The organism is Streptomyces caelestis, from assembly GCF_001279005.1.
Classification (GTDB): Bacteria; Actinomycetota; Actinomycetes; order Streptomycetales; family Streptomycetaceae; genus Streptomyces; species Streptomyces heliomycini.
Genome location: NZ_LGCN01000096.1, coordinates 53,306 through 73,873, shown reverse-complemented (window position 1 = coordinate 73,873; position 20,568 = coordinate 53,306). Strand labels below are relative to the sequence as shown.

General features: G+C 73.3%; 22 protein-coding genes and 1 pseudogene. 20 read left to right on the top strand and 3 right to left on the bottom strand.

Features of this window, described 5'->3' with window-relative positions:
- The first annotated feature begins 4 nt into the window (after window positions 1–4).
- The 5 genes and pseudogenes from ADK41_RS09685 (at window position 5) to ADK41_RS09665 (ending at window position 5,629) form a co-directional block, all read left to right on the top strand.
- Window positions 5–838 carry a M55 family metallopeptidase gene (locus tag ADK41_RS09685; protein WP_030819151.1) on the top strand — a complete coding sequence of 278 codons (834 nt, stop codon included), beginning with the start codon at window positions 5–7 and terminating at the stop codon, window positions 836–838.
- The gene (locus ADK41_RS09680; protein ID WP_030819149.1) at window positions 831–2,135 is read left to right on the top strand and encodes a M20/M25/M40 family metallo-hydrolase; all 1,305 of its coding nucleotides are present in this window, start codon (window positions 831–833) and stop codon (window positions 2,133–2,135) included. The genes ADK41_RS09685 and ADK41_RS09680 overlap by 8 nt, the downstream gene beginning before the upstream one ends.
- A gap of 4 nt (window positions 2,136–2,139) precedes the next feature.
- Window positions 2,140–4,104, top strand: coding sequence for a prolyl oligopeptidase family serine peptidase (locus tag ADK41_RS09675; protein ID WP_030819146.1), 1,965 nt, complete (start codon window positions 2,140–2,142; stop codon window positions 4,102–4,104).
- Window positions 4,101–5,033 (top strand): S66 peptidase family protein, encoded by a 933-nt coding sequence (locus ADK41_RS09670; RefSeq protein ID WP_030819145.1) that lies wholly within the window; start codon window positions 4,101–4,103, stop codon window positions 5,031–5,033. Before ADK41_RS09675 ends, ADK41_RS09670 begins: the two co-directional genes overlap by 4 nt.
- A 40-nt stretch (window positions 5,034–5,073) precedes the next feature.
- Window positions 5,074–5,629: pseudogene (locus ADK41_RS09665) on the top strand (GNAT family N-acetyltransferase).
- A gap of 106 nt (window positions 5,630–5,735) precedes the next feature.
- On the opposite strand, the gene ADK41_RS09660 reads toward ADK41_RS09665, so the two are convergent.
- A complete protein-coding gene (locus tag ADK41_RS09660) occupies window positions 5,736–6,083 on the bottom strand; it encodes a VOC family protein (RefSeq protein ID WP_030819143.1) in 348 nt (115 codons plus the stop codon).
- 108 nt (window positions 6,084–6,191) lie between these two features.
- Between ADK41_RS09660 and ADK41_RS09655 the strand changes: the two genes are divergently transcribed.
- Window positions 6,192–6,614, top strand: a complete 423-nt coding sequence (locus tag ADK41_RS09655) for a phage holin family protein (protein WP_030819141.1) — start codon at window positions 6,192–6,194, stop codon at window positions 6,612–6,614.
- 481 nt (window positions 6,615–7,095) lie between these two features.
- Here ADK41_RS09655 and ADK41_RS09650 read toward each other — a convergent pair whose 3' ends face one another.
- Window positions 7,096–8,058: an LLM class F420-dependent oxidoreductase gene (locus tag ADK41_RS09650; RefSeq protein WP_030819139.1), complete on the bottom strand. Its 963-nt coding sequence runs from the start codon at window positions 8,056–8,058 to the stop codon at window positions 7,096–7,098.
- A 144-nt stretch (window positions 8,059–8,202) separates the two neighbouring features.
- On the opposite strand from ADK41_RS09650, the gene ADK41_RS09645 reads away from it, so the two are divergent.
- From ADK41_RS09645 to ADK41_RS09585, 13 genes are all read left to right on the top strand, one after another.
- On the top strand, window positions 8,203–9,750 hold the full coding sequence (locus ADK41_RS09645; RefSeq protein WP_030819137.1) for an NAD(P)/FAD-dependent oxidoreductase: 1,548 nt from the start codon (window positions 8,203–8,205) through the stop codon (window positions 9,748–9,750).
- On the top strand, window positions 9,747–11,594 hold the full coding sequence (locus ADK41_RS09640) for a transketolase (RefSeq protein WP_030819135.1): 1,848 nt from the start codon (window positions 9,747–9,749) through the stop codon (window positions 11,592–11,594). The genes ADK41_RS09645 and ADK41_RS09640 overlap by 4 nt, the downstream gene beginning before the upstream one ends.
- A complete protein-coding gene (gene ligD / locus ADK41_RS09635) occupies window positions 11,591–12,517 on the top strand; it encodes a non-homologous end-joining DNA ligase (RefSeq protein WP_030819133.1) in 927 nt (308 codons plus the stop codon). The genes ADK41_RS09640 and ligD overlap by 4 nt, the downstream gene beginning before the upstream one ends.
- Before the next feature lie 108 nt (window positions 12,518–12,625).
- A complete protein-coding gene (locus ADK41_RS09630; protein WP_030819131.1) occupies window positions 12,626–12,988 on the top strand; it encodes a gas vesicle protein in 363 nt (120 codons plus the stop codon).
- A gap of 52 nt (window positions 12,989–13,040) precedes the next feature.
- The gene (locus tag ADK41_RS09625; protein WP_030819129.1) at window positions 13,041–13,475 is read left to right on the top strand and encodes a gas vesicle structural protein GvpA; all 435 of its coding nucleotides are present in this window, start codon (window positions 13,041–13,043) and stop codon (window positions 13,473–13,475) included.
- The gene (locus ADK41_RS09620; protein WP_030819127.1) at window positions 13,472–14,245 is read left to right on the top strand and encodes a GvpL/GvpF family gas vesicle protein; all 774 of its coding nucleotides are present in this window, start codon (window positions 13,472–13,474) and stop codon (window positions 14,243–14,245) included. Before ADK41_RS09625 ends, ADK41_RS09620 begins: the two co-directional genes overlap by 4 nt.
- Before the next feature lie 4 nt (window positions 14,246–14,249).
- On the top strand, window positions 14,250–14,516 hold the full coding sequence (locus ADK41_RS09615; protein WP_030819125.1) for a gas vesicle protein GvpG: 267 nt from the start codon (window positions 14,250–14,252) through the stop codon (window positions 14,514–14,516).
- Complete coding sequence (locus tag ADK41_RS09610; RefSeq protein WP_030819123.1) at window positions 14,513–15,121, top strand: hypothetical protein; 609 nt, start codon at window positions 14,513–14,515, stop codon at window positions 15,119–15,121. The genes ADK41_RS09615 and ADK41_RS09610 overlap by 4 nt, the downstream gene beginning before the upstream one ends.
- Entirely contained in the window at window positions 15,121–16,299 is a 1,179-nt protein-coding gene (locus tag ADK41_RS09605) for an SRPBCC family protein (protein WP_030819121.1), read from the top strand. Before ADK41_RS09610 ends, ADK41_RS09605 begins: the two co-directional genes overlap by 1 nt.
- Complete coding sequence (locus ADK41_RS09600; protein ID WP_030819119.1) at window positions 16,296–16,637, top strand: gas vesicle protein; 342 nt, start codon at window positions 16,296–16,298, stop codon at window positions 16,635–16,637. The genes ADK41_RS09605 and ADK41_RS09600 overlap by 4 nt, the downstream gene beginning before the upstream one ends.
- On the top strand, window positions 16,634–17,413 hold the full coding sequence (locus ADK41_RS09595) for a GvpL/GvpF family gas vesicle protein (RefSeq protein ID WP_030819117.1): 780 nt from the start codon (window positions 16,634–16,636) through the stop codon (window positions 17,411–17,413). The genes ADK41_RS09600 and ADK41_RS09595 overlap by 4 nt, the downstream gene beginning before the upstream one ends.
- A complete protein-coding gene (locus ADK41_RS09590; protein WP_030819115.1) occupies window positions 17,410–17,598 on the top strand; it encodes a gas vesicle protein in 189 nt (62 codons plus the stop codon). Before ADK41_RS09595 ends, ADK41_RS09590 begins: the two co-directional genes overlap by 4 nt.
- Window positions 17,595–17,915: a gas vesicle protein K gene (locus ADK41_RS09585; RefSeq protein WP_051842783.1), complete on the top strand. Its 321-nt coding sequence runs from the start codon at window positions 17,595–17,597 to the stop codon at window positions 17,913–17,915. The genes ADK41_RS09590 and ADK41_RS09585 overlap by 4 nt, the downstream gene beginning before the upstream one ends.
- Window positions 17,916–17,958: 43 nt before the next feature.
- Here ADK41_RS09585 and ADK41_RS09580 read toward each other — a convergent pair whose 3' ends face one another.
- Complete coding sequence (locus tag ADK41_RS09580) at window positions 17,959–18,798, bottom strand: methyltransferase domain-containing protein (RefSeq protein ID WP_030819111.1); 840 nt, start codon at window positions 18,796–18,798, stop codon at window positions 17,959–17,961.
- A 144-nt stretch (window positions 18,799–18,942) separates the two neighbouring features.
- On the opposite strand from ADK41_RS09580, the gene ADK41_RS09575 reads away from it, so the two are divergent.
- Complete coding sequence (locus ADK41_RS09575) at window positions 18,943–20,562, top strand: ABC-F family ATP-binding cassette domain-containing protein (RefSeq protein WP_030819109.1); 1,620 nt, start codon at window positions 18,943–18,945, stop codon at window positions 20,560–20,562.
- Window positions 20,563–20,568: the final 6 nt, after the last annotated feature.

The following is a 20,568-nucleotide window of genomic DNA, read 5'->3' as shown; positions in this document are numbered from 1 at the left end:
CACCATGAAGATCCTCATCAGCGCCGACATGGAGGGCGCCACCGGTGTCACCTGGCCGGCCGACGTGCTGCCGGGGACTCCCCAGTGGGAGCGGTGCCGGTCCCTGTTCACCTCGGACGTCGACGCCGCCGTGCGGGGGTTCTTCGCCGGCGGCGCCGACGAGGTGCTGATCAACGAGGCGCACTGGACCATGCGCAACCTGCTGCTCGAGCGGCTGGACGAGCGGGCGCAGCTGCTCACCGGGCGGCACAAGGCCCTGTCCATGGTCGAGGGCGTGCAGCACGGCGACGTGGACGGCATCGCGTTCATCGGCTACCACGCCGGCGCCGGCATGGAGGGCGTGCTCGCGCACACCTTCCTCGCCAACTCCATCACCGGGGTCTGGGTCGACGACGTACGGGCCGGCGAGGGCCTGCTCAACGCGCACGTGGCCGCCGAGTACGGGGTGCCGGTGATCCTGGTGACCGGTGACGACGTCGCCTGCGAGGACGCGCTCGGCTACGCGCCCGAGGCGCTGAAGGTCGCCGTCAAGGACCACGTGTCCCGGTACGCGGCGGTGTGCCGCACCCCGGCCCGCACGGCCGCCGACATCCGCGCGGCGGCCGAGGAGGCGGCCGCGCTGGCGGTGCGCCGGGAGCCGGTCGACGGCGGGCCGTTCACCGTCGCGGTGGAGTTCGACGCCGAGCACCTGGCGATGGCCGTCACCGTCGTGCCGGGCGTGACCCGCACCGGCGAGCGGAGAGTGGCGTACACCAGCGGGACCATGTACGACGGGATCCGCACCTTCAAGGCGGTCACCACGATCGCCTCGGCCGCGGTGGAGGAGCAGTATGGCTGACGAGCGGGCCCTGGACGAGGTCGTGACGTTCACGTCGGACCTGATCAGGATCGACACGACCAACAGGGGCGGGGGCGACTGCAGGGAGCGGCCCGCCGCCGAGTACGCCGCCGCACGGCTCGCCGAGGCGGGGCTCGAGCCGGTGCTCCTGGAGCGCACGCCGGGCCGCGCCAACGTCGTCGCCCGGCTGGAGGGCACCGACCCGTCGGCCGACGCGCTGCTCGTCCACGGGCACCTGGACGTCGTCCCGGCCGAGGCCGCCGACTGGAGCGTGCACCCGTTCTCCGGGGAGGTCCGCGACGGGGTCGTCTGGGGCCGCGGCGCGGTCGACATGAAGAACATGGACGCGATGATCCTCGCCGTGGTGCGGGCCTGGGCGCGCGAGGGAGTGCGGCCCCGGCGGGACGTCGTCGTCGCGTTCACCGCCGACGAGGAGGCCAGCGCCGAGGACGGCTCCGGATTCCTCGCCGACCGGCACGCCCACCTCTTCGAGGGCTGCACCGAGGGCGTCGGCGAGTCGGGCGCGTTCACCTTCCACGACGGCGCCGGGCGGCAGTTCTACCCGATCGCGGCCGGCGAGCGCGGCACGGCCTGGATGAGGCTCACCGCGCGCGGCCGGGCCGGGCACGGCTCCAAGGTCAACCGGGAGAACGCGGTGAGCCGCCTGGCCGCCGCCGTCACCCGCATCGGCGAGCACCAGTGGCCGCTGCGGCTCACCCCGACCGTGCGGGCCGCGCTCACCGAGATCGCCGCGGTGTACGGCATCGAGACGGACCTGTCCGACGTGGACGCCCTGCTGGACAAGCTCGGCCCGGCGGGCAGGCTCGTCGAGGCCACCGTCCGCAACAGCGCCAACCCGACGATGCTGGACGCCGGCTACAAGGTCAACGTGATTCCGGGGGAGGCCGTGGCGCACGTCGACGGACGGTATCTGTCGGGCGCCGAGGACGAGTTCCGCGCGACCATGGACCGGCTCACCGGGCCGGACGTCGAGTGGGAGTTCGCGCACCACGAGGTGGCGCTCCAGGCGCCGCTGGACTCGCCGACGTACGCCCGGATGCGGGCCGCCGTCCAGGAGTTCGCGCCCGAGGGGCACGTGGTGCCGTACTGCATGTCGGGCGGCACGGACGCCAAGCAGTTCTCCCGGCTGGGCATCACCGGCTACGGGTTCGCGCCGCTGAAGCTGCCGGAGGGCTTCGACTACCAGGCCCTTTTCCACGGGGTCGACGAGCGCGTCCCGGTCGAGGCGCTCCACTTCGGCGTCCGCGTCCTCGACCGGTTCCTGCGGACGGCCTGAGCGAGTGGGGGAGACGGTGCGGACCCTGGCGTACGGCGAGTGGCCCTCGCCCATCGACGCGGCCACGGCCGCGGCCCACGACGGCAGCCCCGAGTTCGTGGGTTTCGTCGGCGACGAGGTGTGGTGGACCGAGCCCCGGCCCGCCGAGGCCGGCCGGCGCGGCCTGGTGCGGCGGCACGCCGACGGCACCGAGGAGTCCGTCCTGCCCGCGCCGTGGAACGTGCGGAGCCGGGTCGTCGAGTACGGCGGCCGGCCCTGGGCCGGCACCGTGCGCGGCGGTGTCCCGCTCGTGGTGTTCGTGGACTTCGCCGACCAGCGCCTCCACCGGTACGAGCCGGGCGGCGAGCCCCGGCCGCTCACCCCCGTGTCCCCGGTCGGGCAGGGGCTGCGCTGGGCCGAGCCGGTGCTGCTGCCGGAGCGCGGCGAGGTGTGGTGCGTCCTGGAGGAGTTCACCGGCGACGGCCCCGGCGACGTACGCCGGGTCCTGGCCGCCGTACCGCTGGACGGCTCCGCCGCCGGTGACCGGGGCGCCGTGCGGGAACTGAGCGACGGCCGGCACCGGTTCGTCACCGGGCCGCGCCTCGCGCCGGACGGGCGGCGCGCCGCCTGGCTCGGCTGGGACCATCCGCGCATGCCGTGGGACGGCACCGAACTGCTCGTCGCCGACGTCGCCGCCGACGGCACCCTGCGCGACGCCCGTACGGTGGCCGGCGGACCCGAGGAGTCCGTCGCCCAGGTCGACTGGACCCCCGACGGCCGGCTGCTGTACGCGAGCGACCGCACCGGCTGGTGGAACCTCTACCGGGACGGGACGCCGGTCTGCCCGCGCGAGGAGGAGTTCGGCGGACCGCTGTGGAAGCTGGGCCTGCGCTGGTTCGCGCCGCTGGACGGCGGCCTGATCGCCGTCCTGCACGGCCGGGGCGCACCCGTGCTCGGCGTGCTCGACCCCGAGACCTGCGAGGTCGTCGACGCCGCCGGCCCGTGGAGCGAGTTCGCGCCCACCCTCGCGGCACACGGCGAGCGGGTCGTCGCCGTCGGGGCCGGCCCGCGCGGCTCCCACGAGGTGGTGGAGCTGGACACCCGGACGGGCCACGCCCGGGTGATCGGCGCCCGCCACGAGGACGCGGTGGACCCGGCGTACTACCCCGAGCCGCGGGCCCGCACGTTCACCGGGCCGGACGGCCGCGAGATCCACGCCCAGATCTTCCCGCCGCGCAACCCCGGGTGCACCGGCCCCGCGGACGAGCGTCCCCCGTACGTGATCCGGGCGCACGGCGGCCCCACCGGCCGGGCGCCGCTCGTGCTCGACCTGGAGATCGCCTACTTCACCTCGCGCGGCATCGGCGTCGCCGAGGTCGACTACGGCGGCTCCACCGGATACGGGCGGGAGTACCGCAACCGGCTGCGCGGACAGTGGGGCGTGGTCGACGTCGAGGACTGCGCCGCCGTCGCGCTGGCCCTCGCCGACGAGGGCACCGCCGACCGCGACCGGCTCGCCGTCCGCGGCGGCAGCGCCGGCGGCTGGACCGCCGCCGCCTCGCTCACCACGACCGACGTCTACGCCTGCGGCACCATCGGCTACCCCGTGCTCGACCTCACCGGCTGGGGTTCGGGGGAGACCCACGACTTCGAGTCCCAGTACCTGGAGAGCCTGATCGGTCCGCGCGCCGAGGTGCCCGGGAGATACACCGAACGCTCGCCCGTCACGCACGCCGACCGGCTCACCGTGCCGTTCCTGATGCTCCAGGGGCTGGACGACGTGATCTGCCCGCCCGCGCAGTGCGAGCGCTTCCTGGCCCGGCTGGCCGGCCGGGGCGTGCCGCACGCCTACCTCGCCTTCGAGGGCGAGGGGCACGGCTTCCGGCGGGCGGAGACCATGGTGCGCGCCCTGGAGGCGGAGCTGTCCCTGTACGCCCAGGTGTTCGGGGCGCGACCACCCGGCGTGCCGACCCTGGAGCTGGGCACGTGAGCCGGGTCGAGCCGCTGCGCCGGCCGGCCCGCCTGGCTCCCGGCGCCCGGGTGGCCGTGGTCGCGCCCAGCGGTCCGGTGCCCGAGGAGCGGCTCCAGGCCGGGCTCGACGTGCTGCGCGGCTGGGGCCTCGACCCCGTGGTGGGCCGCCATGTCCTGGACCGGCACGGCGAGTTCGGCTACCTCGCGGGCGGCGACGCCGACCGGGCCGCCGATCTGCAGTCCGCCTGGTGCGACCCGGCCGTCGACGCGGTGATCTGCGCCCGCGGCGGCTACGGCGTACAGCGCATGGTCGACCTGCTCGACTGGGAGGCGATGCGGGCCGCCGGGCCGAAGGCGTTCGTCGGGTTCAGCGACATCACCGCACTGCACCAGGCGTTCGCGGTCCGGCTCGGTCTCGTCACCCTGCACGGCCCGATGGCCGCCGGCGTCGACTTCGTGAAGAGCGCGCGGGCGCAGGACCACCTCAGGGCCACGCTGTTCTCCCCCGAGACGGTCCGCACCGTCCGCTCCGACGGCGCCGCGCTCGTCCCCGGGCGGGCGCGCGGTGTCACCCTGGGCGGCTGCCTCTCGCTGCTCGCCGCCGACCTGGGCACCGCACACGCCCGACCCTCCGCGCGCGGCGGACTGCTGTGCCTGGAGGACGTGGGGGAGGAGACGTACCGCCTCGACCGCTACCTCACCCAACTGTCGCGATCCGGCTGGCTGGACGGGGTCCGCGGGCTGCTGCTCGGCTCCTGGGCCCGGTGCGAGCCGTACGACGGGGTGCGGGCGCTGCTCGCCGACCGGCTCGGCGGCCTCGGCGTGCCGGTGGCCGAGCAGTTCGGGTTCGGACACTGCGACGACGCGCTCACCGTCCCGTTCGGCGTCACGGCGGAACTCGACGCCGGCGCGGGCACGCTGACCCTGGACGAACCGGCGCTGAGCTGACCGGCCCGCGCCGCGCGCGGGCCCGTCGTAGGGTGGCAGGGTGCCGCACACCGCTTCCCGCTACCTCGCCGAGGGCCACCGCGTGGGGATCCGTCACTTCACGCACGCGGACGGAGCCGAATTCACGGCCCGCGCACGGGAGAGCAAGGACCTCCACCACCCCTGGCTGTTCCCGCCGGACAGCCGGGGCGAGTACGCCGCGTACGCGGGGCGGTTGATCGAGGACCCCGCCAAGGCGGGGTTCCTGGTCTGCGAGAAGGAGGCGGACGGCGCCCTCGCCGGGTTCATCAACATCAACAACATCGTCGAGGGCGGCTTCCTGTGCGGTGCGCTGGGCTACGGCGCCTTCGCACACGCGGCCGGGCGCGGGCTGATGCGCGAAGGGCCTGGACCTCGTGGTGCGGTACGCCTTCGGCCCGATGCGGCTGCACCGCCTGGAGATCAACGTCCAGCCCGGCAACACGGCCTCCATCGCCCTCGCCCGCGCCTGCGGTTTCCGCCTGGAGGGCTTCTCGCCGAAGATGCTCTTCATCGACGGCGCCTGGCGCGACCACCAACGCTGGGCGCTCACCAGCGAGATGACGAAGGGGCGTTGACTCCCGGCCCCGCCGCGCGGGGCCCTGGCCGCGCGGTCGCCGGCCGGGCGGGCCGCCGCCGGACCGGTACGACTCCCGGGCGCGGCCCGCGCCGTGACCGGCCGCGTCAGGAGCGGCGGTCCGCGTACTCGTAGACCGCCCCGTCCGGGTGCCGTGCGATCAGGTTGCGGCCCACGGGCGTGGGGAGCGGACCCGCGAGGATGTCGGCGCCCATCTCCGCGAGCACCCGCCGGGTCTCCTCGACGTCCTCGACCGCGAGGGTCGCGGCGACCTTGCGCAGCACGTCCAGTTCGGCCGGGGGACCGCTCATCAGCAGGAAGCAGCCGACCGCGGCGACCTGGACGCCGCCCCGCTCGAACCGGAGGGCCCTGCCGCCCGCCAGTCGCTCGTAGAAGGGGATGGCGGTCTCGATGTCGTCGACGCAGACACGCAGTGTGGTACCCAGAATCTCCATGGCTACGAGCCTAGTTGGGGCGGCTCCGGCCGGGAGCCCGGCGTGGACGATCTCCACGCTCCGGGCTCGCGGGCGTTACGCGACCCCGGGCACGGGTATCCGACGCCCATGCAGCGCTTGGAGCATCTGGACAAGCACCTGGTCGACGAACTGGCGCGGGCGGCCCGCGAGACCGTACGCGACGAACTGCGCGAACAGGCGCGGGGACAGCGCCGCAGGGCCGCCCTGTACGCGGGATCCGGCGCCGCCGCCCTGTACGCGGGCGCGGCCGTGTCACTGGCCGTGGGCCTCGCCCTCGACCTGGTCCTGCCGGGCTGGGCCGCCGCACTGATCACGGCCGTGGCCTTGGGCGTGCTGGCGTACGTCTTGCGCGGCGCGGCCCGGCCCACGGCGTCCGGGGCCGTTCCCGCGCAGGCCACCGCACCCGGCGGCCGGTCGGTCCCCGTTCCGCCGGCGCCGTCCGCGCCGCCCACCGTCGGTGTGCCGCCGCGGCCGGAATCCGACCCCGACACGCCCCACCACCGGGCCTGACCCGCTGCGGGAAGCCGACGGCACGGCTTCCGCCGCGGGACCACGGGGTCCTCGCGACGACCGGGGCGGCGACCCACGGGAGCGACCGTCCCGAGACCGGGCACGACCGAGCGCCCGCCTCGGAGGCCGCCCGTCGGCCGGCCCGCCCTGTGCTCCGTGGCGTTCCGTACGGCCGGTTCGATGAGGACGGGGCGGTCGGCCGTGGCCCGCAGGGGCGGCTGTTCCGTGACCGAGGCCCCTGGTGGGGCCGGTCGAGCAGCCCGTGGGGGCCGGGCCGCCGTCGAAGGGCACGACCTCGGGCCCGGCACGCCCCTCGGCAGCCGTACCGGCAAAGGCTCCGGCGGCCGTGCCCCCAAGCCCCACGGCGTGACGTCCGGCGCCGGGAACGCGCCGGCCGCCGTGCCCGGCACGTCCAGCGCGCTCGCGCCCTCCACGAGCGGCGCGAGCCCTCCGCTCGGGAAACCGCTCCGGCCTCCCCGGCTCAGCCGGTCTGCTGGAGCTGCGGCAGCACCTTGGTGCGGTAGAAGTCGAAGAAGCCGCGCAGGTCGGGGCCGATCTGGTTGACGTAGATCCGGTCGAAGCCCGCGTCGGCGAACTGCCGGAGCTCGGCGACGTGCTCGTCCACGTCGTCGCCGCACACCCGGTTCTCCCGCACCATGTCCTCGGTGACCAGGGTCTGCGCCTGCTCGAAGTGTTTCGGCGACGGCAGCACCTGACCGAGTTCGCCGGGCAGCTGCTCGTTCGCCCACAGCCGGTGCACGGTGCGCACGCACGCGTCACGGTCGGTGCCGTAACAGACCTTGGTGCCACCGCTGACCGGCTTCCCGCCGCCTCCGCCCTTGCGGTACTGCTCCACCATCGAGGTGTCCGGCATCATCGTGATGTAGCCGTCGCCGACCCGGGCGGCGAGTTTGGTCGCCGCCGGGCCGAAGCCCGATATGTCGATCGGGACGGGCTCGTCCGGCACGGTGTACAGACGGGCGTTCTCCACCGTGTAGTGCGTGCCGTGATGGTTGACCTCCTCGCCGGTGAACAGCCGGCGCATCACCTGGATCGCCTCCTCCAGCATCTCCAGGCGTACGTGCGCGGGCGGCCAGGGGCCCCCGAGGATGTGCTCGTTCAGCGCCTCGCCCGTGCCCACGCCGAGCCGGAACTCCCCCGGCGACATGACCGCGGCCGTGGCCGCCGCCTGCGCCACCACCGCCGGGTGCGTCCGCACGGTCGGGCAGGTCACCGCCGTCCCCACCGGCAGGGACACCGCCTCGGACAGCGCGCCGATCACCGACCACACGAACGGGCTCTGCCCCTGTTCGTCGTTCCACGGGTGGTAGTGGTCGGAGATCCACAGGGCCTGGAATCCGGCCTGCTCGGCCATCCGCGCCTGCTCGATCAGCTCTGCGGGGCCGTACTGCTCGCACGAGAGGAAATAGCCGTACTCGGGCATGGGGGGTGCCTCCGCGATGTGGGCGGTTCGGGTCCCGGGGCGGGTACCCGGGGGGCCGGGCGGAAACCGGCCGGACGTTTGGCGGACCCCGCCGGGGGGGACGCGGAAGTCTCCCGACGTACGCGACAGCGCCGGAGGCGAACCGTGAGTCGACCCCGCATTGTGATCGTCGGTGCCGGCTTCGCCGGTTACCGCACGGCCCGGACCCTGTCCCGGCTGGCCAAGGGCCGCGCCGAGATCGTCCTGCTCAACCCCACCGACTACTTCCTGTACCTGCCCCTGCTGCCCCAGGTCGCCGCCGGCGTCCTGGAGCCGCGCCGGGTCACCGTCTCCCTCTCCGGCACGCTGCCGCACGTGAAGCTGGTGCTGGGGGAGTCCGACCGCATCGACCTCGACGCACGGCAGGTGCACTACACCGGCCCCGAGGGCGAGAGCGGCACCCTCGACTACGACCGGCTGGTCCTCGCGGCCGGCAGCGTCAACAAGCTGCTGCCGATCCCCGGTGTCGCCGAGCACGCCCACGGCTTCCGCGGCCTGCCCGAAGCCCTGTACCTGCGCGACCACGTGACCCGTCAGGTGGAGCTCGCCGCCGCCACCGACGACCCCGGGCGGTGCGCCTCCCGCTGCACCTTCGTCGTGGTCGGAGCCGGTTACACCGGCACCGAAGTCGCCGCGCACGGCCAGCTGTTCACCGACGCGCAGGTCGCCAGACACCCCCTGCGGACCGGAATGCGGCCGCGCTGGATGCTGCTGGACATCGCCGACCGGGTCCTGCCCGAGCTGGACGAGCGGCTCTCCCGCACGGCCGACACGGTCCTGCGCGAACGGGGCGTGGACGTACGGATGGGCACCTCCGTGAAGGAGGCCACGCACGACGGAGTGCTGCTGACCGACGGGGAGTTCGTCGACACCCGCACCCTGGTGTGGTGCGTGGGCGTACGCCCCGACCCGCTCGTCGAGTCCCTCGGACTGCCCATGGAACGCGGCCGGCTGCTCGTCGACCCGCACCTGCGGGTGCCGGGCCGTCCCGAGGTGTTCGCCTGCGGGGACGCCGCCGCGGTGCCCGACCTGGAGAAGCCCGGCTCGTACACCCCGATGACCGCGCAGCACGCCTGGCGGCAGGGCAAGGTGTGCGCGCACAACGTCGCCGCGTCGTTCGGCGACGGCGAACGACGCGCCTACCGGCACAAGGACATGGGGTTCGTGGTGGACCTGGGCGGTGTCAAGGCCGCCGCCAACCCGCTCGGCGTGAACCTGTCCGGGATCGCGGCGGGCGCGGTCACCCGCGGCTACCACCTCGCGGCGATGCCGGGGAACCGGGTCCGGGTGGCCGCCGACTGGCTCCTCGACGCCGTACTGCCGCGCCAGGCAGTCCAGTTGGGGCTCGTCCGGTCCTGGTCGGTGCCGCTGGACACGGCGTCGCCGGAACTGGCGCGGGTGCCGGGCAAGCCGGGGCGGCCGGGTTCGGAGCCGGCGAAGGAGCAGTCCGGTGGTGAGCCGGCGAGGAATCAGCCCGGTGGTGAGCCGGCGAGGAATCAGCCCGGTGGTGAGCCCGCGAGGAATCAGCCCGGTGGTGAGCCCGCGAGGAACCAGCCCGCCGTCACCCCGCCCCCGGACCAGCCGCCGCCCGGCCTTGACGTCGCGCCCGGCCCCGTCAAGCGAACCGACCGCCCCACCGAAGGAGACTCATGAACACCGGTGAACTCGTCGAGCTCGGACAGCAGTTGCGAGTGGACAGTGTCCGCGCCGCGGCCGCCGCGGGCTCCGGGCACCCCACGTCGTCGATGTCCGCGGCCGATCTGACGGCCGTGCTGTTCGCCCGCCACTTCCGCTACGACTTCGACCGCCCCGACCACCCGGCCAACGACCGCTTCGTCCTCTCCAAGGGACACGCCTCGCCCCTGATGTACGCCACCTACAAGGCGGTCGGCGCCATCGACGACGAGGAACTGCTCACCTTCCGCGAGAACGACAGCCGCCTCGAAGGCCACCCCACCCCGCGCCGGCTGCCCTGGGTGGAGACGGCCACGGGCTCGCTGGGCCAGGGCCTCCCGGTCGGCGTCGGCATCGCGCTGGCCGGGAAGCGTCCGGACCACGCCGACTACCGCGTGTGGGTGCTGTGCGGTGACAGCGAACTGGCCGAGGGCTCCGTCTGGGAGGCGGCCGAGCAGGCCGCCTACGAGCACCTGGACAACCTCACGGCGATCGTGGACGTCAACCGGCTCGGGCAGCGCGGCCCCACCCGCCACGGCCACGACCTGGACGCCTACGCCCGCCGCTTCCAGGCCTTCGGCTGGCACACCGTCGAAGTGGACGGCCACGACGTGGACGCCGTCGACCGCGCCTACGGGGAGGCCCTGTCCACCAAGGGCCAGCCCACCGCGATCCTCGCCCGCACCCTCAAGGGCAAGGGCGTCGAGGCGGTCCAGGACCGCGAGGGCCTGCACGGCAAGCCGCTGCCCGAGGCCGAGGAGGCCATCGCCGAGCTCGGCGGCCCCCGCGACCTGCGCGTCCGGGTGGCGCAGCCGCCCGCCGACGGGGCGCCGCCCGCCCCGCACACCGGCCGCCTGGAACTGCCGCGCTGGGACAAGGGCGAGGAGGTGGCCACCAGGAACGCCTTCGGCGAGGCGCTGACCGCCCTCGGCGCCGCGCGCGGCGACGTCGTCGTCCTCGACGGAGAGGTCGGCGACTCCACCCGCGCGGAGGCCTTCGCCAAGGAACACCCCGAGCGCTACGTCGAGTGCTACATCGCCGAGCAGCAGATGGTCGCCACGGCGGTCGGCCTGGCGACCCGCGGCCGGGTGCCGTACGCCGCCACCTTCGCGGCCTTCCTCACCCGCGCCCACGACTTCATCCGCATGGCGTCGATCAGCGGCTCCGGGATCAACCTCGTCGGCTCGCACGCGGGCGTCGCCATCGGCCAGGACGGTCCCAGCCAGATGGGCCTGGAGGACCTGGCGATGATGCGGGCGGTGCACGGCTCGACCGTGCTGTACCCGTGCGACGCCAACCAGACCGCACGGCTGGTCGCCGCGATGGCCGACCTCGACGGCATCCGCTACCTGCGCACCTCGCGCGGTGCGAGCCCGGTGATCTACGGCCCCGACGAGGAGTTCCCGGTCGGCGGCAGCAAGGTGCTGCGCTCCTCCGACCGCGACCGGCTCACCCTCGTCGCGGCGGGCGTCACCGTGCCCGAGGCGCTGGCCGCCGCGGAGGCCCTGGCGGAGGAGGACATCGCCGTACGGGTGATCGACCTGTACTCGGTGAAGCCGGTCGACCGGGAGACGCTGCGCACGGCCGCCGAGGAGACCGGCTGCCTGGTGACGGTGGAGGACCACCACCCGGAGGGCGGCCTCGGGGACGCGGTCGCGGAGGCCTTCGCCGACGGGCGTCCGGTACCGCGCCTGGTGCGGCTGGGCGTGCGCACCGTGCCGGGCTCGGCCTCCCCGGACGAGCAGTTGCACGCCGCCGGGATCGACGCCGAGTCGATCGCGGCGGCCGGCCGGCTGCTGGTGGGGGAGGCGGTCGTGTCGTGAGCGACGACGGGCCGCGCACCGTACGGGCCGGCCGTCGCCGGGTGGAGATCCACCGGCCGGGGAAGGTGCTCTTCCCCGGCGGCGGGGGCACCGGGGAGTACACCAAGGGCGATCTCGTCGACTACCACCGGGCCGTCGCCCCGTTCATGCTGCCGCACCTGCGGGGCCGCCCGCTGATGCTGGACCGGCGGCCGGACGGCATCGACGGCCCGGCGTTCATGCAGAAGAACACCCCGGACGGCTACCCGGACTGGATCACCCGGGCCGAGGTCGCCAAGGAGGGCGGCACCGTCACGCACACCGTGTGCGACGACACCGCCACCCTTCTGTACCTCGTCGACCAGGCCGGCATCACCCTGCACCGCTGGCTGTCCCGCACCGGCCGGATCGACCGGCCGGACCGGCTGGTCTTCGACCTCGACCCCTCCGGCGACGACTTCGAGACGGTGCGGGAGGCCGCCCGGCTGCTGGGGGAGCTGCTCGACGAGCTGGACCTGCCCTCGGCGCTGATGACCACCGGCTCCCGGGGCCTGCACGTGATCGTGCCGCTGGCCGGCGACCACGACTTCGACGACGTGCGCGCCTTCGCCCGCGAGGTCGCCGACACCCTCGCCGCCGCCCACCCCGGCCGGCTCACCACCGCCGCCCGCAAGAAGGACCGCGGCGACCGGCTCTACCTCGACGTGCAGCGCAACGCCTACGCGCAGACCGCGGTGGCCCCCGGCACCGTCCGCGCCCTGCCCGGCGCCCCCGTCGCCACGCCCGTCTCCTGGGACCAGCTGGACGATCCGGACCTGCACGCCCGCCGTTGGACCGTCGCCGACGCCGTCGAGCAGGTCCGCACCGAGCCGTGGTCGGATCTGCCGCGCCGGGGCCGCGCCCTGGGCCCCGCCCGCCGCCGACTGGCGGCCCTGCGGGGCTGAACGGCGCTCGCACCCCTCCCACCGGGCACGATGCCCGGCCGCGGAGATCGGCCGGGCGCACGGAGGTTTGGCGAACACGCTTGCGGCCACACGGAGGGGGAGGTGGCCATGACGAACACGAAGAACACCGAAGAGTCACAGGGTTCACAGGAAACCCAGGACTCACAGAAAACCCGCAAGTCGACGGAGAACAGCAGAAGCGCCAAGAAGCCGGGGCCGATGGAGGTGCTGCGTCAGGCACGCGGCCAGCTCGCCGAGCTCACCGGGATGGAAGCCGAGTCCGTGTCGTCCTTCGAGCAGACGGAGGAGGGCTGGGCACTCGAGGTCGAGGTCCTCGAACTCGAGCGGGTGCCCGACACGATGAGCCTGATGGCGAGCTACCAGGTGGAGCTGGACGCGAACGGACAGCTCACCGGCTACCGGCGGGTCCGCCGCTACGAGCGGGGCCGCGCCGACGCGCGCAGGTCCTAGGCCGCCCGGCCGGACCCACACCCACACCCACAGACAAGGAGGGGCAGTCGGAATGACAGTCGTACCGGCACAGCAGACCGGTGGTGGAGGCGGCAGCAGCGGTCTCTACGACGTACTCGAGCTCGTCCTGGACAGGGGGCTCGTCATCGACGCCTTCGTGCGCGTGTCCCTGGTCGGCATCGAGATCCTCAAGATCGACGTCCGTGTCGTCGTCGCGAGCGTCGACACCTACCTCCGCTTCGCCGAGGCGTGCAACCGCCTCGACCTGGAGGCCGGGCCGCGCAAGAGCCCGGGGCTGCCCGAGATCGTCGGGGAGGTCACCGAGTCCGGCGCCCGCGGCAAGTCCAAGGGGGCGCTGTCCGGCGCCGCCGACACCATCTCCGACGCCTTCAAGCAGGCGCGCGAGGGCGGGTCCGAGCGTGAGACCGAGTCGCGTCCGCGCACCCGCAAGAGCACCGCCGCCCGTCGTAAGGAGGAGCAGGAGTGAGCACGTACGTCTACGGCATCACGGCGGCCTCGCACCCGTCGCTGCCCGAGGGCATGGGCGGCGTCGGTGATCCGTCGCGTCCGGTGCGCATCCTGCGGGAGGGAGACCTGGCGGCCGTCGTCAGCGACGCGCCCGAGGGGCTGCGCCCCAAGCGTCGGGAACTGCTCGCCCACCAGAACGTGCTCAGCGAGATCGGCGCGGCCGGGTGCGTGCTGCCCATGCGCTTCGGGAGCGTCGCCCCGGACGACGACTCCGTCACCGGTGTCCTCGCCGAGCGCGCCGAGCACTACCTGGAGCGGCTGCACGCGCTGGACGACCGGGTCGAGTACAACGTCAAGGCCAACCACGTCGAGGACGCCGTCCTGCACCACGTGATGGCCGGAAACCCGGAGATCCGCGCTCTCGCGGAGGCCAACCGCCAGTCCGGCGGCGGCAGCTACGAGGACAAGATCCGGCTCGGCGAGATGGTCGCCGCGGCGGTCAAGGCCAAGGAGTCCGAGGACGGCGCCGCGCTGGAGCACGCGCTGGAAGGGGCGGCCGACGCGGTGAGCGTGGGCCCCGAGTCCACGGGCTGGCTCGCCAACGTCTCCTACCTGGTGAAGCGGGAGACGGCGGAGGAATTCCTGGCGGCGGTGGAGCAGGTCCGCGCGGACATGCCCCACCTCGAGGTGCGTCTGAACGGACCGCTGCCGCCGTACAGCTTCGTCGAGCCCGGGCCGGCCGAGCCGGCGGGCACCGCGGCCGGCGGAACGGACGCCGAAATGGGGTGACGACATGGGCCTGATCTCGGAGGTGCTGCTGCTGCCGTTCGCACCGGTACGCGGTGGCGGCTGGGCCATCAGGCAGGTGCTGAAGGAAGCGGAACGCATCTACTACGACCCCGCCACGATACGCGCCGAACTGGCCCGGCTGGAGGAACAGCTGGAAGCCGGAGAGATCAGCGAGGAGGAGTTCGACCGCCAGGAGGACGAACTCCTCGACCGGCTGGAGACCGCGACGCGCACGGGCGCAGGTGCGGGGGATGGGACGGCAGGACAGTGAATCGAACGGGACTGGGCCTCGCGATCGGGGCCGGATATCTCCTCGGACGGACCAAGAAGCTGAAGATGGCGCTCGCCGTCGGAGGCATGGTGGCGGGCAAGAAGCTGAACCTCAGCCCGCGCATGGTCACCGACCTGGTGTCCCAGCAGCTGCGGAACAACCCGCAGTTCAAGGAACTCGGCGACCAGCTCCGCGGTGACATGCGCGGTGTCGGCAAGGCAGCCTCCGGCGCGCTGGTCGAGCGGCAGCTCGGCTCCCTCGCCGACCGGCTGCACGGCCGTACCGCCGACATGCGCGACCGGCTGGCGGGCGGTGGTCCGAAGGACGAGGACGAGGCCGACGAGGAACGCGCCGAGGACACGGAGGGCTCCGAGGACGCCGAAGGCGCCGAGGCGGAGGACCGGGAGCCGTCGGACGAGGAGGAGCCGGCCTCCGAGCGGCCGGCCAAGAAGCCGGCGGCCAAGAAGGCGCCGGGGAAGAAGGCCGCCCCCGCGAAGAAGACGGCGGCGAAGAAGACGGCTCCCGCGAGGAGGACGGCGGCGAAGAAGACCGCCGCCGCGGCCCGCGGCGCCCGCTCCCGCACCACGAAGGGAGGCGGTGAGTGATGAGCGAGACCCTCGGACGGGCCGGCTCCGCCGCACAGAACGGCGCGTCGAAGAACCCGCTCGCCGACGTGGCCCACAGCGAGGCCGCCGAACGGCTCAAGGCCGAACTGCAGGACTACCTCGCGGCCCAGGCCACCCGGATGCTGACCGGCCTCGGCCACAAGCTCGGCGAGACCACGAACAAGCTCAACGACATCGCAGAGGGCAACAGCCCGGGCTTCGCCAAGCTCGCCCTCGACGGCGGCCGCAAGATCGCGGAGGGCAAGAGCCCCCTGCGCAGCGCCGTCGAAGTCGGCGCCTCACGGGCCAAGGACAACGTGATGGGCGCGCTGAAGGGCCTGGGCGGCGGCAAGGGCAAGGGCAAGCGCAAGAAGTCCGCCGGCCAGAAGCCCACCGTCATCATGGAGTACATCGACGTCGGTGTCCCGCTGCGCACGGCGTACGACCAGTGGACCCAGTACCAGGACTTCAGCACCTTCGCCAAGGGCGTCAAGAGCGCCAACAAGTCCGACGACACCACGTCGGACTGGCAGGCGAAGATCTGGTGGTCCAACCGCAGCTGGAAGGCGAAGACCACCGAGCAGGTCCCCGACGACCGCATCGCCTGGTCCTCGGAGGGCGCCAAGGGCACGACGAGGGGCGTCGTCTCCTTCCACCGCCTCGCCGACCGGCTCACCCGGGTCCTGCTGGTCATCGAGTACTACCCCTCGGGCTTCTTCGAGAAGACGGGCAACATCTGGCGCGCCCAGGGCCGCCGCGCCCGGCTCGACCTGAAGAACTTCGCCCGCTTCATCACCCTCAAGGGCGAGGCCGAGGACAGCTGGCGGGGCGAGATCCGCGACGGGGAGGTCGTCCGCAGCCACGAGGACGCCCTCGCCGAGGAGGAGAACGAAGGCCCCTCCGAGGAGGAGAACGAGGCCCCTTCGGACGAGCACGACGAGGAACCCGAGGACGAGGAAGAGGCCGAGGCCGAGTACGAGGAAGAGGAAGAGGGCGAGCCCGAGGACGAAGCCGGCACGGAACCCGAGGAGGAGTACGAGCCGGAGCCCGAGGAGGAAGAAGCCGAGGAGCCTGAGGAGTCCGAGGACGGGTACGAGGAGGACGAGTACCCCGAGGACGAGTACGAGGACGAGACTGAGTACGAGGACGAGCAGCCCGAAAGCCGGAGCCGCCGATGACGACCCCCAGCCGGCTTCCCGAGCCGTACGGCCAGGGCGGCGGCGCCAATCTCGCCGACATCCTGGAAAGGGTGCTCGACAAGGGTGTCGTGATCGCTGGTGACATCCGCATCAACCTGCTGGACATCGAACTCCTCACCATCAAACTGCGGCTCGTCGTCGCCTCCGTCGACAAGGCGAAGGAGATGGGGATCGACTGGTGGGAGTCCGACCCGGCGCTGTCCTCGCGCGCCAGGCGTGACGAACTGGCCAGGGAGAACGCGGAGCTGCGTGAACGGCTGGCCCGGCTGGAGGAACTGGGGCTGGAGTCCCGCCACGCACAGGAGGAGGGTCCGTGACCGGACTGCGGTACGTCTACGCGGTCTGCCGCCCCTACGGCACACCGCTCCAGGCACAGCTGACCGGGGTCGGAGGCGATCCGCCCCGGCTGCTGCCCCACCACGGTCTGGTGGCCGTCGTCAGCCACGTGCCCGAGGCGGACTTCTCCGAGGAACCGCTGCGCGCGCATCTGGAGGACCTCGACTGGCTGACCACGGTCGCCCGCGCCCACCAGGGCGTGATCGACGCGCTCACCACCGTCACGACCCCGTTGCCGCTGCGCCTCGGCACCGTGTTCCGCGACGACAGCGGCGTACGGACCATGATGGAGGAGCGCGAGGAGAGCTTCCTGCGCACCCTGGACCGGCTGGAGGGCCGGGTCGAGTGGGGCGTCAAGGTCTACGTCGAGTCGGAGCGGACGCCGGAAACCTCCGCCGCGCCCGCGCCGAAACCGGCGTCCGGCCGGGACTACCTGCGTCAGCGGCGTATGCAGACGAAGTCGCAGGACGACCTGTGGCAGCGGGCCGAGACGTTCGCGACCCGGCTGCACGAGACCCTTTCCGGGGTCGCCGAGGACTCCCGGCTGCACGCACCGCAGAATCCCACGCTCTCCGGCGCCTCCGGGCGCAATGTGCTCAACGCCGCCTATCTGGTGCCCCGGGTGAAGTCCGAGGAGTTCGTGGAGAAGGTGGACCGCACCAAGGACGACGTGCCCGGGATACGGGTCGAACTCACCGGCCCCTGGGCGGCCTATTCGTTCGCCGGTGAGGCAGCCACCGGGAAGGAGGGCCCGTGACCGTCGTCGAACGCCGCGAGATAGCCCTGGTGGACCTGCTCGACCGGCTGCTGGCCGGCGGGGTCGTCATCAAGGGGGACATCACGCTGCGCATCGCGGACGTCGACCTGGTCCGCATCGACCTGAACGCGCTCATCAGCTCCGTGAACGCGCGGGTCCCCTCGCCCTTCGAGGAGTCGCGGTGACGGCCGGCCCGGGCGGGCGGCACGTCGAGCCGCACGACAGTCGGCGCAGGAGCCTGGACCTGGAGCCGGACACGGTCGAACGCGACCTGATCAAGCTGGTGCTCACCGTCGTGGAACTGCTGCGCCAGCTCATGGAGCGGCAGGCGGTGCGCCGGTTCGACGAGGGGGACCTGAGCGAGGAGCAGGAGGAGCGGGTCGGGCTCACCCTCATGCTGCTCGAGGACCGCATGGCGGAACTGCGCAACCGCTACGGACTGCGGCCCGAGGACCTGAACCTGGACCTCGGGCCGCTCGGACCGCTGCTTCCCCGGGACTGAACCCGGGGCCGGCCCCCGGGACCCCGTCCCGGGGGCCTCGCCGTCACCTCGCCGACGCGGCTCGGGCCTCCTTGCGGCAGAGGATCTCCCCGTGCAGCACGCTGAACCAGCCGTCGTCCCGGTCGCCCCACTCCCGCCACGCCCCGGCCACGTCCCGCAGCTGCTGCCGGGTGGCGTGGCCGCCGTCGACCGCCCGCTCGGCATAGGCCGACGCCACCGTGCGGTCCGCCCACAGGCCGCTCCACCAGGCCCGCTCCCCGGCGGTCGAGAAGGTCCAGGTGCCCGAGGACGCGGTGACGTCCGTGAAACCCGCGGCGAGCGCCCAGGACCTCAGTCGCCGCCCGGCGTCCGGCTCGCCCCCGTTGGCCCGGGCCACCCGCCGGTAGAGGTCGAGCCAGTCGTCCATGCCCGCCGACGGGGGATACCAGGTCATCGCCGCGTAGTCCGAGTCCCGTACGGCGACGAACCCGCCCGGCTTGGTCACCCGCCGCATCTCGCGCAGCGCCCCCACCGGATCGCCCACGTGCTGGAGCACCTGATGGGCGTGGACCACGCAGAACGTGTCGTCCGGGAAGTCCAGCGCGTGCACGTCCCCCACCGCGAAGTCGGTGTTCCTCAGCCCCCGTTCGCCGGCCACCGCCCGGGCCCGCTCCAGGATCCCCGGCTCCCGGTCGAGGCCGGTGACGTGCCCGTCGGGGACGAGCCCCGCCAGGTCGGCGGTGATGGTGCCGGGCCCGCACCCGACGTCGAGGATCCGCATGTGGGGCTTGAGGACCCCGAGGAGGTACGCCGCCGAGTTCTCGGCGGTCCGCCAGGTGTGCGAGCGCAGCACCGACTCGTGGTGGCCGTGCGTGTAGACGGCGGTCTCCCGCGCTTCCGGCATGACGAACCCACCCCTTCCACTCTCGTAGGAGGGCACTCACGCTACGCCCGCCGGCCGTATGGTGAGATATGCGTTTCACATTCTGGTACGCCCCTGTCGAAAACCGTTTGCCGCCCGCGCCGGCGACCCCGCACAATTCCCGTCATGGGTCATCTGGAAGCCGCGCACCTCGAGTACCACCTCCCCGACGGGAGGGCGCTGCTGGGCGATGTCTCCTTCCGGGTGGGGGAGGGGGCCGTCGTGGCCCTCGTCGGGCCCAACGGCGCGGGCAAGACGACCCTGTTGCGCCTCCTCTCCGGCGAGCTGAAGCCGCACGGCGGCTCCGTCACCGTCACCGGCGGCCTCGGCGTGATGCGCCAGTTCGTCGGCTCCGTACGGGACGCCACGACCGTGCGCGACCTGCTGGTCTCCGTGGCGCAGCCCAGGATCCGCGAGGCCGCCCGTGCCGTCGACGCCGCCGAACACGCGATCATGACGGTCGACGACGAGGCCGCCCAGCTGGCGTACGCGCAGGCCCTCGCAGACTGGGCCGAGGCGCGCGGGTACGAGGCCGAGACGCTGTGGGACATCTGCACCACGGCCGCGCTGGGCGTGCCGTACGAGAAGGCGCAGTGGCGCGAGGTCCGCACCCTCTCCGGGGGCGAACAGAAGCGCCTGGTCCTCGAGGCGCTGCTGCGCGGCACCGACGAGGTGCTGCTGCTCGACGAGCCGGACAACTACCTCGACGTACCCGGCAAGCGCTGGCTGGAGGAACGGCTCGCCGAGACCCGCAAGACCGTCCTCTTCGTCTCCCACGACCGCGAACTCCTCGCCCGCGCCGCCCAGAAGATCGTCTCCCTGGAACCGGGCCCCGCGGGCGCCGACGCATGGGTGCACGGCAGCGGCTTCGCCACCTTCCACCAGGCCCGGCGGGAACGCTTCGCCCGCTTCGAGGAACTGCGCCGCCGCTGGGACGAGAAGCACGCCCAGCTGAGGAAGCTGGTCCTGACGCTGCGCCAGGCAGCCGAGAACAGCCCGGACATGGCGTCCCGCTACCGCGCCGCCCAGACCAGGCTGCGCAAGTTCGAGGAGGCGGGACCGCCGCCGGAGCCCCCGCGCGAGCAGGACATCAGGATGCGCCTCAAGGGGGGCCGCACCGGGATGCGCGCCGTCACCTGTGAGCGGCTCGAACTCACCGGCCTGATGAAACCCTTCGACCTGGAGGTCTTCTACGGCGAACGGGTCGCGGTGCTCGGCTCCAACGGCTCCGGCAAGTCCCACTTCCTGCGCCTGCTCGCCGGCGACGACGTGGCCCACACCGGGAACTGGCGACTCGGCGCGCGCGTGCTGCCCGGACACTTCGCGCAGACCCACGCCCACCCCGAACTGCTGGGCCGCACCCTCCTGGACATCCTGTGGGCCGAACACTCCCAGGACCGGGGCGCCGCCATGTCACGCCTGCGCCGGTACGAACTGACCCAGCAGGCCGAGCAGACCTTCGAGCGCCTCTCCGGCGGCCAGCAGGCCCGCTTCCAGATCCTGCTCCTGGAACTCCAGGGCGTCACGGCCCTGCTCCTCGACGAGCCCACCGACAACCTCGACCTGGAATCGGCCGAAGCCCTCCAGGAAGGCCTGGAGAGCTTCGAGGGCACGGTCCTCGCCGTCACCCACGACCGCTGGTTCGCCCGCTCCTTCGACCGCTTCCTGGTCTTCGGCAGCGACGGCCGCGTCAGGGAGACCCCCGAACCGGTCTGGGACGAACGCCGGGTGGAACGAGTGCGCTAGGAGGCG

Bases quoted from the DNA above. Each gene is read 5' to 3' on its own strand.
- ADK41_RS09685 (WP_030819151.1), top strand. From the start codon at position 5: ATGAAGATCCTCATCAGCGCCGACATGGAGGGCGCCACCGGTGTCACC.
- ADK41_RS09680 (WP_030819149.1), top strand. From the start codon at position 831: ATGGCTGACGAGCGGGCCCTGGACGAGGTCGTGACGTTCACGTCGGAC.
- ADK41_RS09660 (WP_030819143.1), bottom strand. From the start codon at position 6,083: ATGGAGATTCTGGGTACCACACTGCGTGTCTGCGTCGACGACATCGAG.
- ADK41_RS09655 (WP_030819141.1), top strand. From the start codon at position 6,192: ATGCAGCGCTTGGAGCATCTGGACAAGCACCTGGTCGACGAACTGGCG.
- ADK41_RS09650 (WP_030819139.1), bottom strand. From the start codon at position 8,058: ATGCCCGAGTACGGCTATTTCCTCTCGTGCGAGCAGTACGGCCCCGCA.
- ADK41_RS09640 (WP_030819135.1), top strand. From the start codon at position 9,747: ATGAACACCGGTGAACTCGTCGAGCTCGGACAGCAGTTGCGAGTGGAC.
- ADK41_RS09630 (WP_030819131.1), top strand. From the start codon at position 12,626: ATGACGAACACGAAGAACACCGAAGAGTCACAGGGTTCACAGGAAACC.
- ADK41_RS09625 (WP_030819129.1), top strand. From the start codon at position 13,041: ATGACAGTCGTACCGGCACAGCAGACCGGTGGTGGAGGCGGCAGCAGC.
- ADK41_RS09615 (WP_030819125.1), top strand. From the start codon at position 14,250: ATGGGCCTGATCTCGGAGGTGCTGCTGCTGCCGTTCGCACCGGTACGC.
- ADK41_RS09605 (WP_030819121.1), top strand. From the start codon at position 15,121: ATGAGCGAGACCCTCGGACGGGCCGGCTCCGCCGCACAGAACGGCGCG.
- ADK41_RS09600 (WP_030819119.1), top strand. From the start codon at position 16,296: ATGACGACCCCCAGCCGGCTTCCCGAGCCGTACGGCCAGGGCGGCGGC.
- ADK41_RS09580 (WP_030819111.1), bottom strand. From the start codon at position 18,798: ATGCCGGAAGCGCGGGAGACCGCCGTCTACACGCACGGCCACCACGAG.
- ADK41_RS09575 (WP_030819109.1), top strand. From the start codon at position 18,943: ATGGGTCATCTGGAAGCCGCGCACCTCGAGTACCACCTCCCCGACGGG.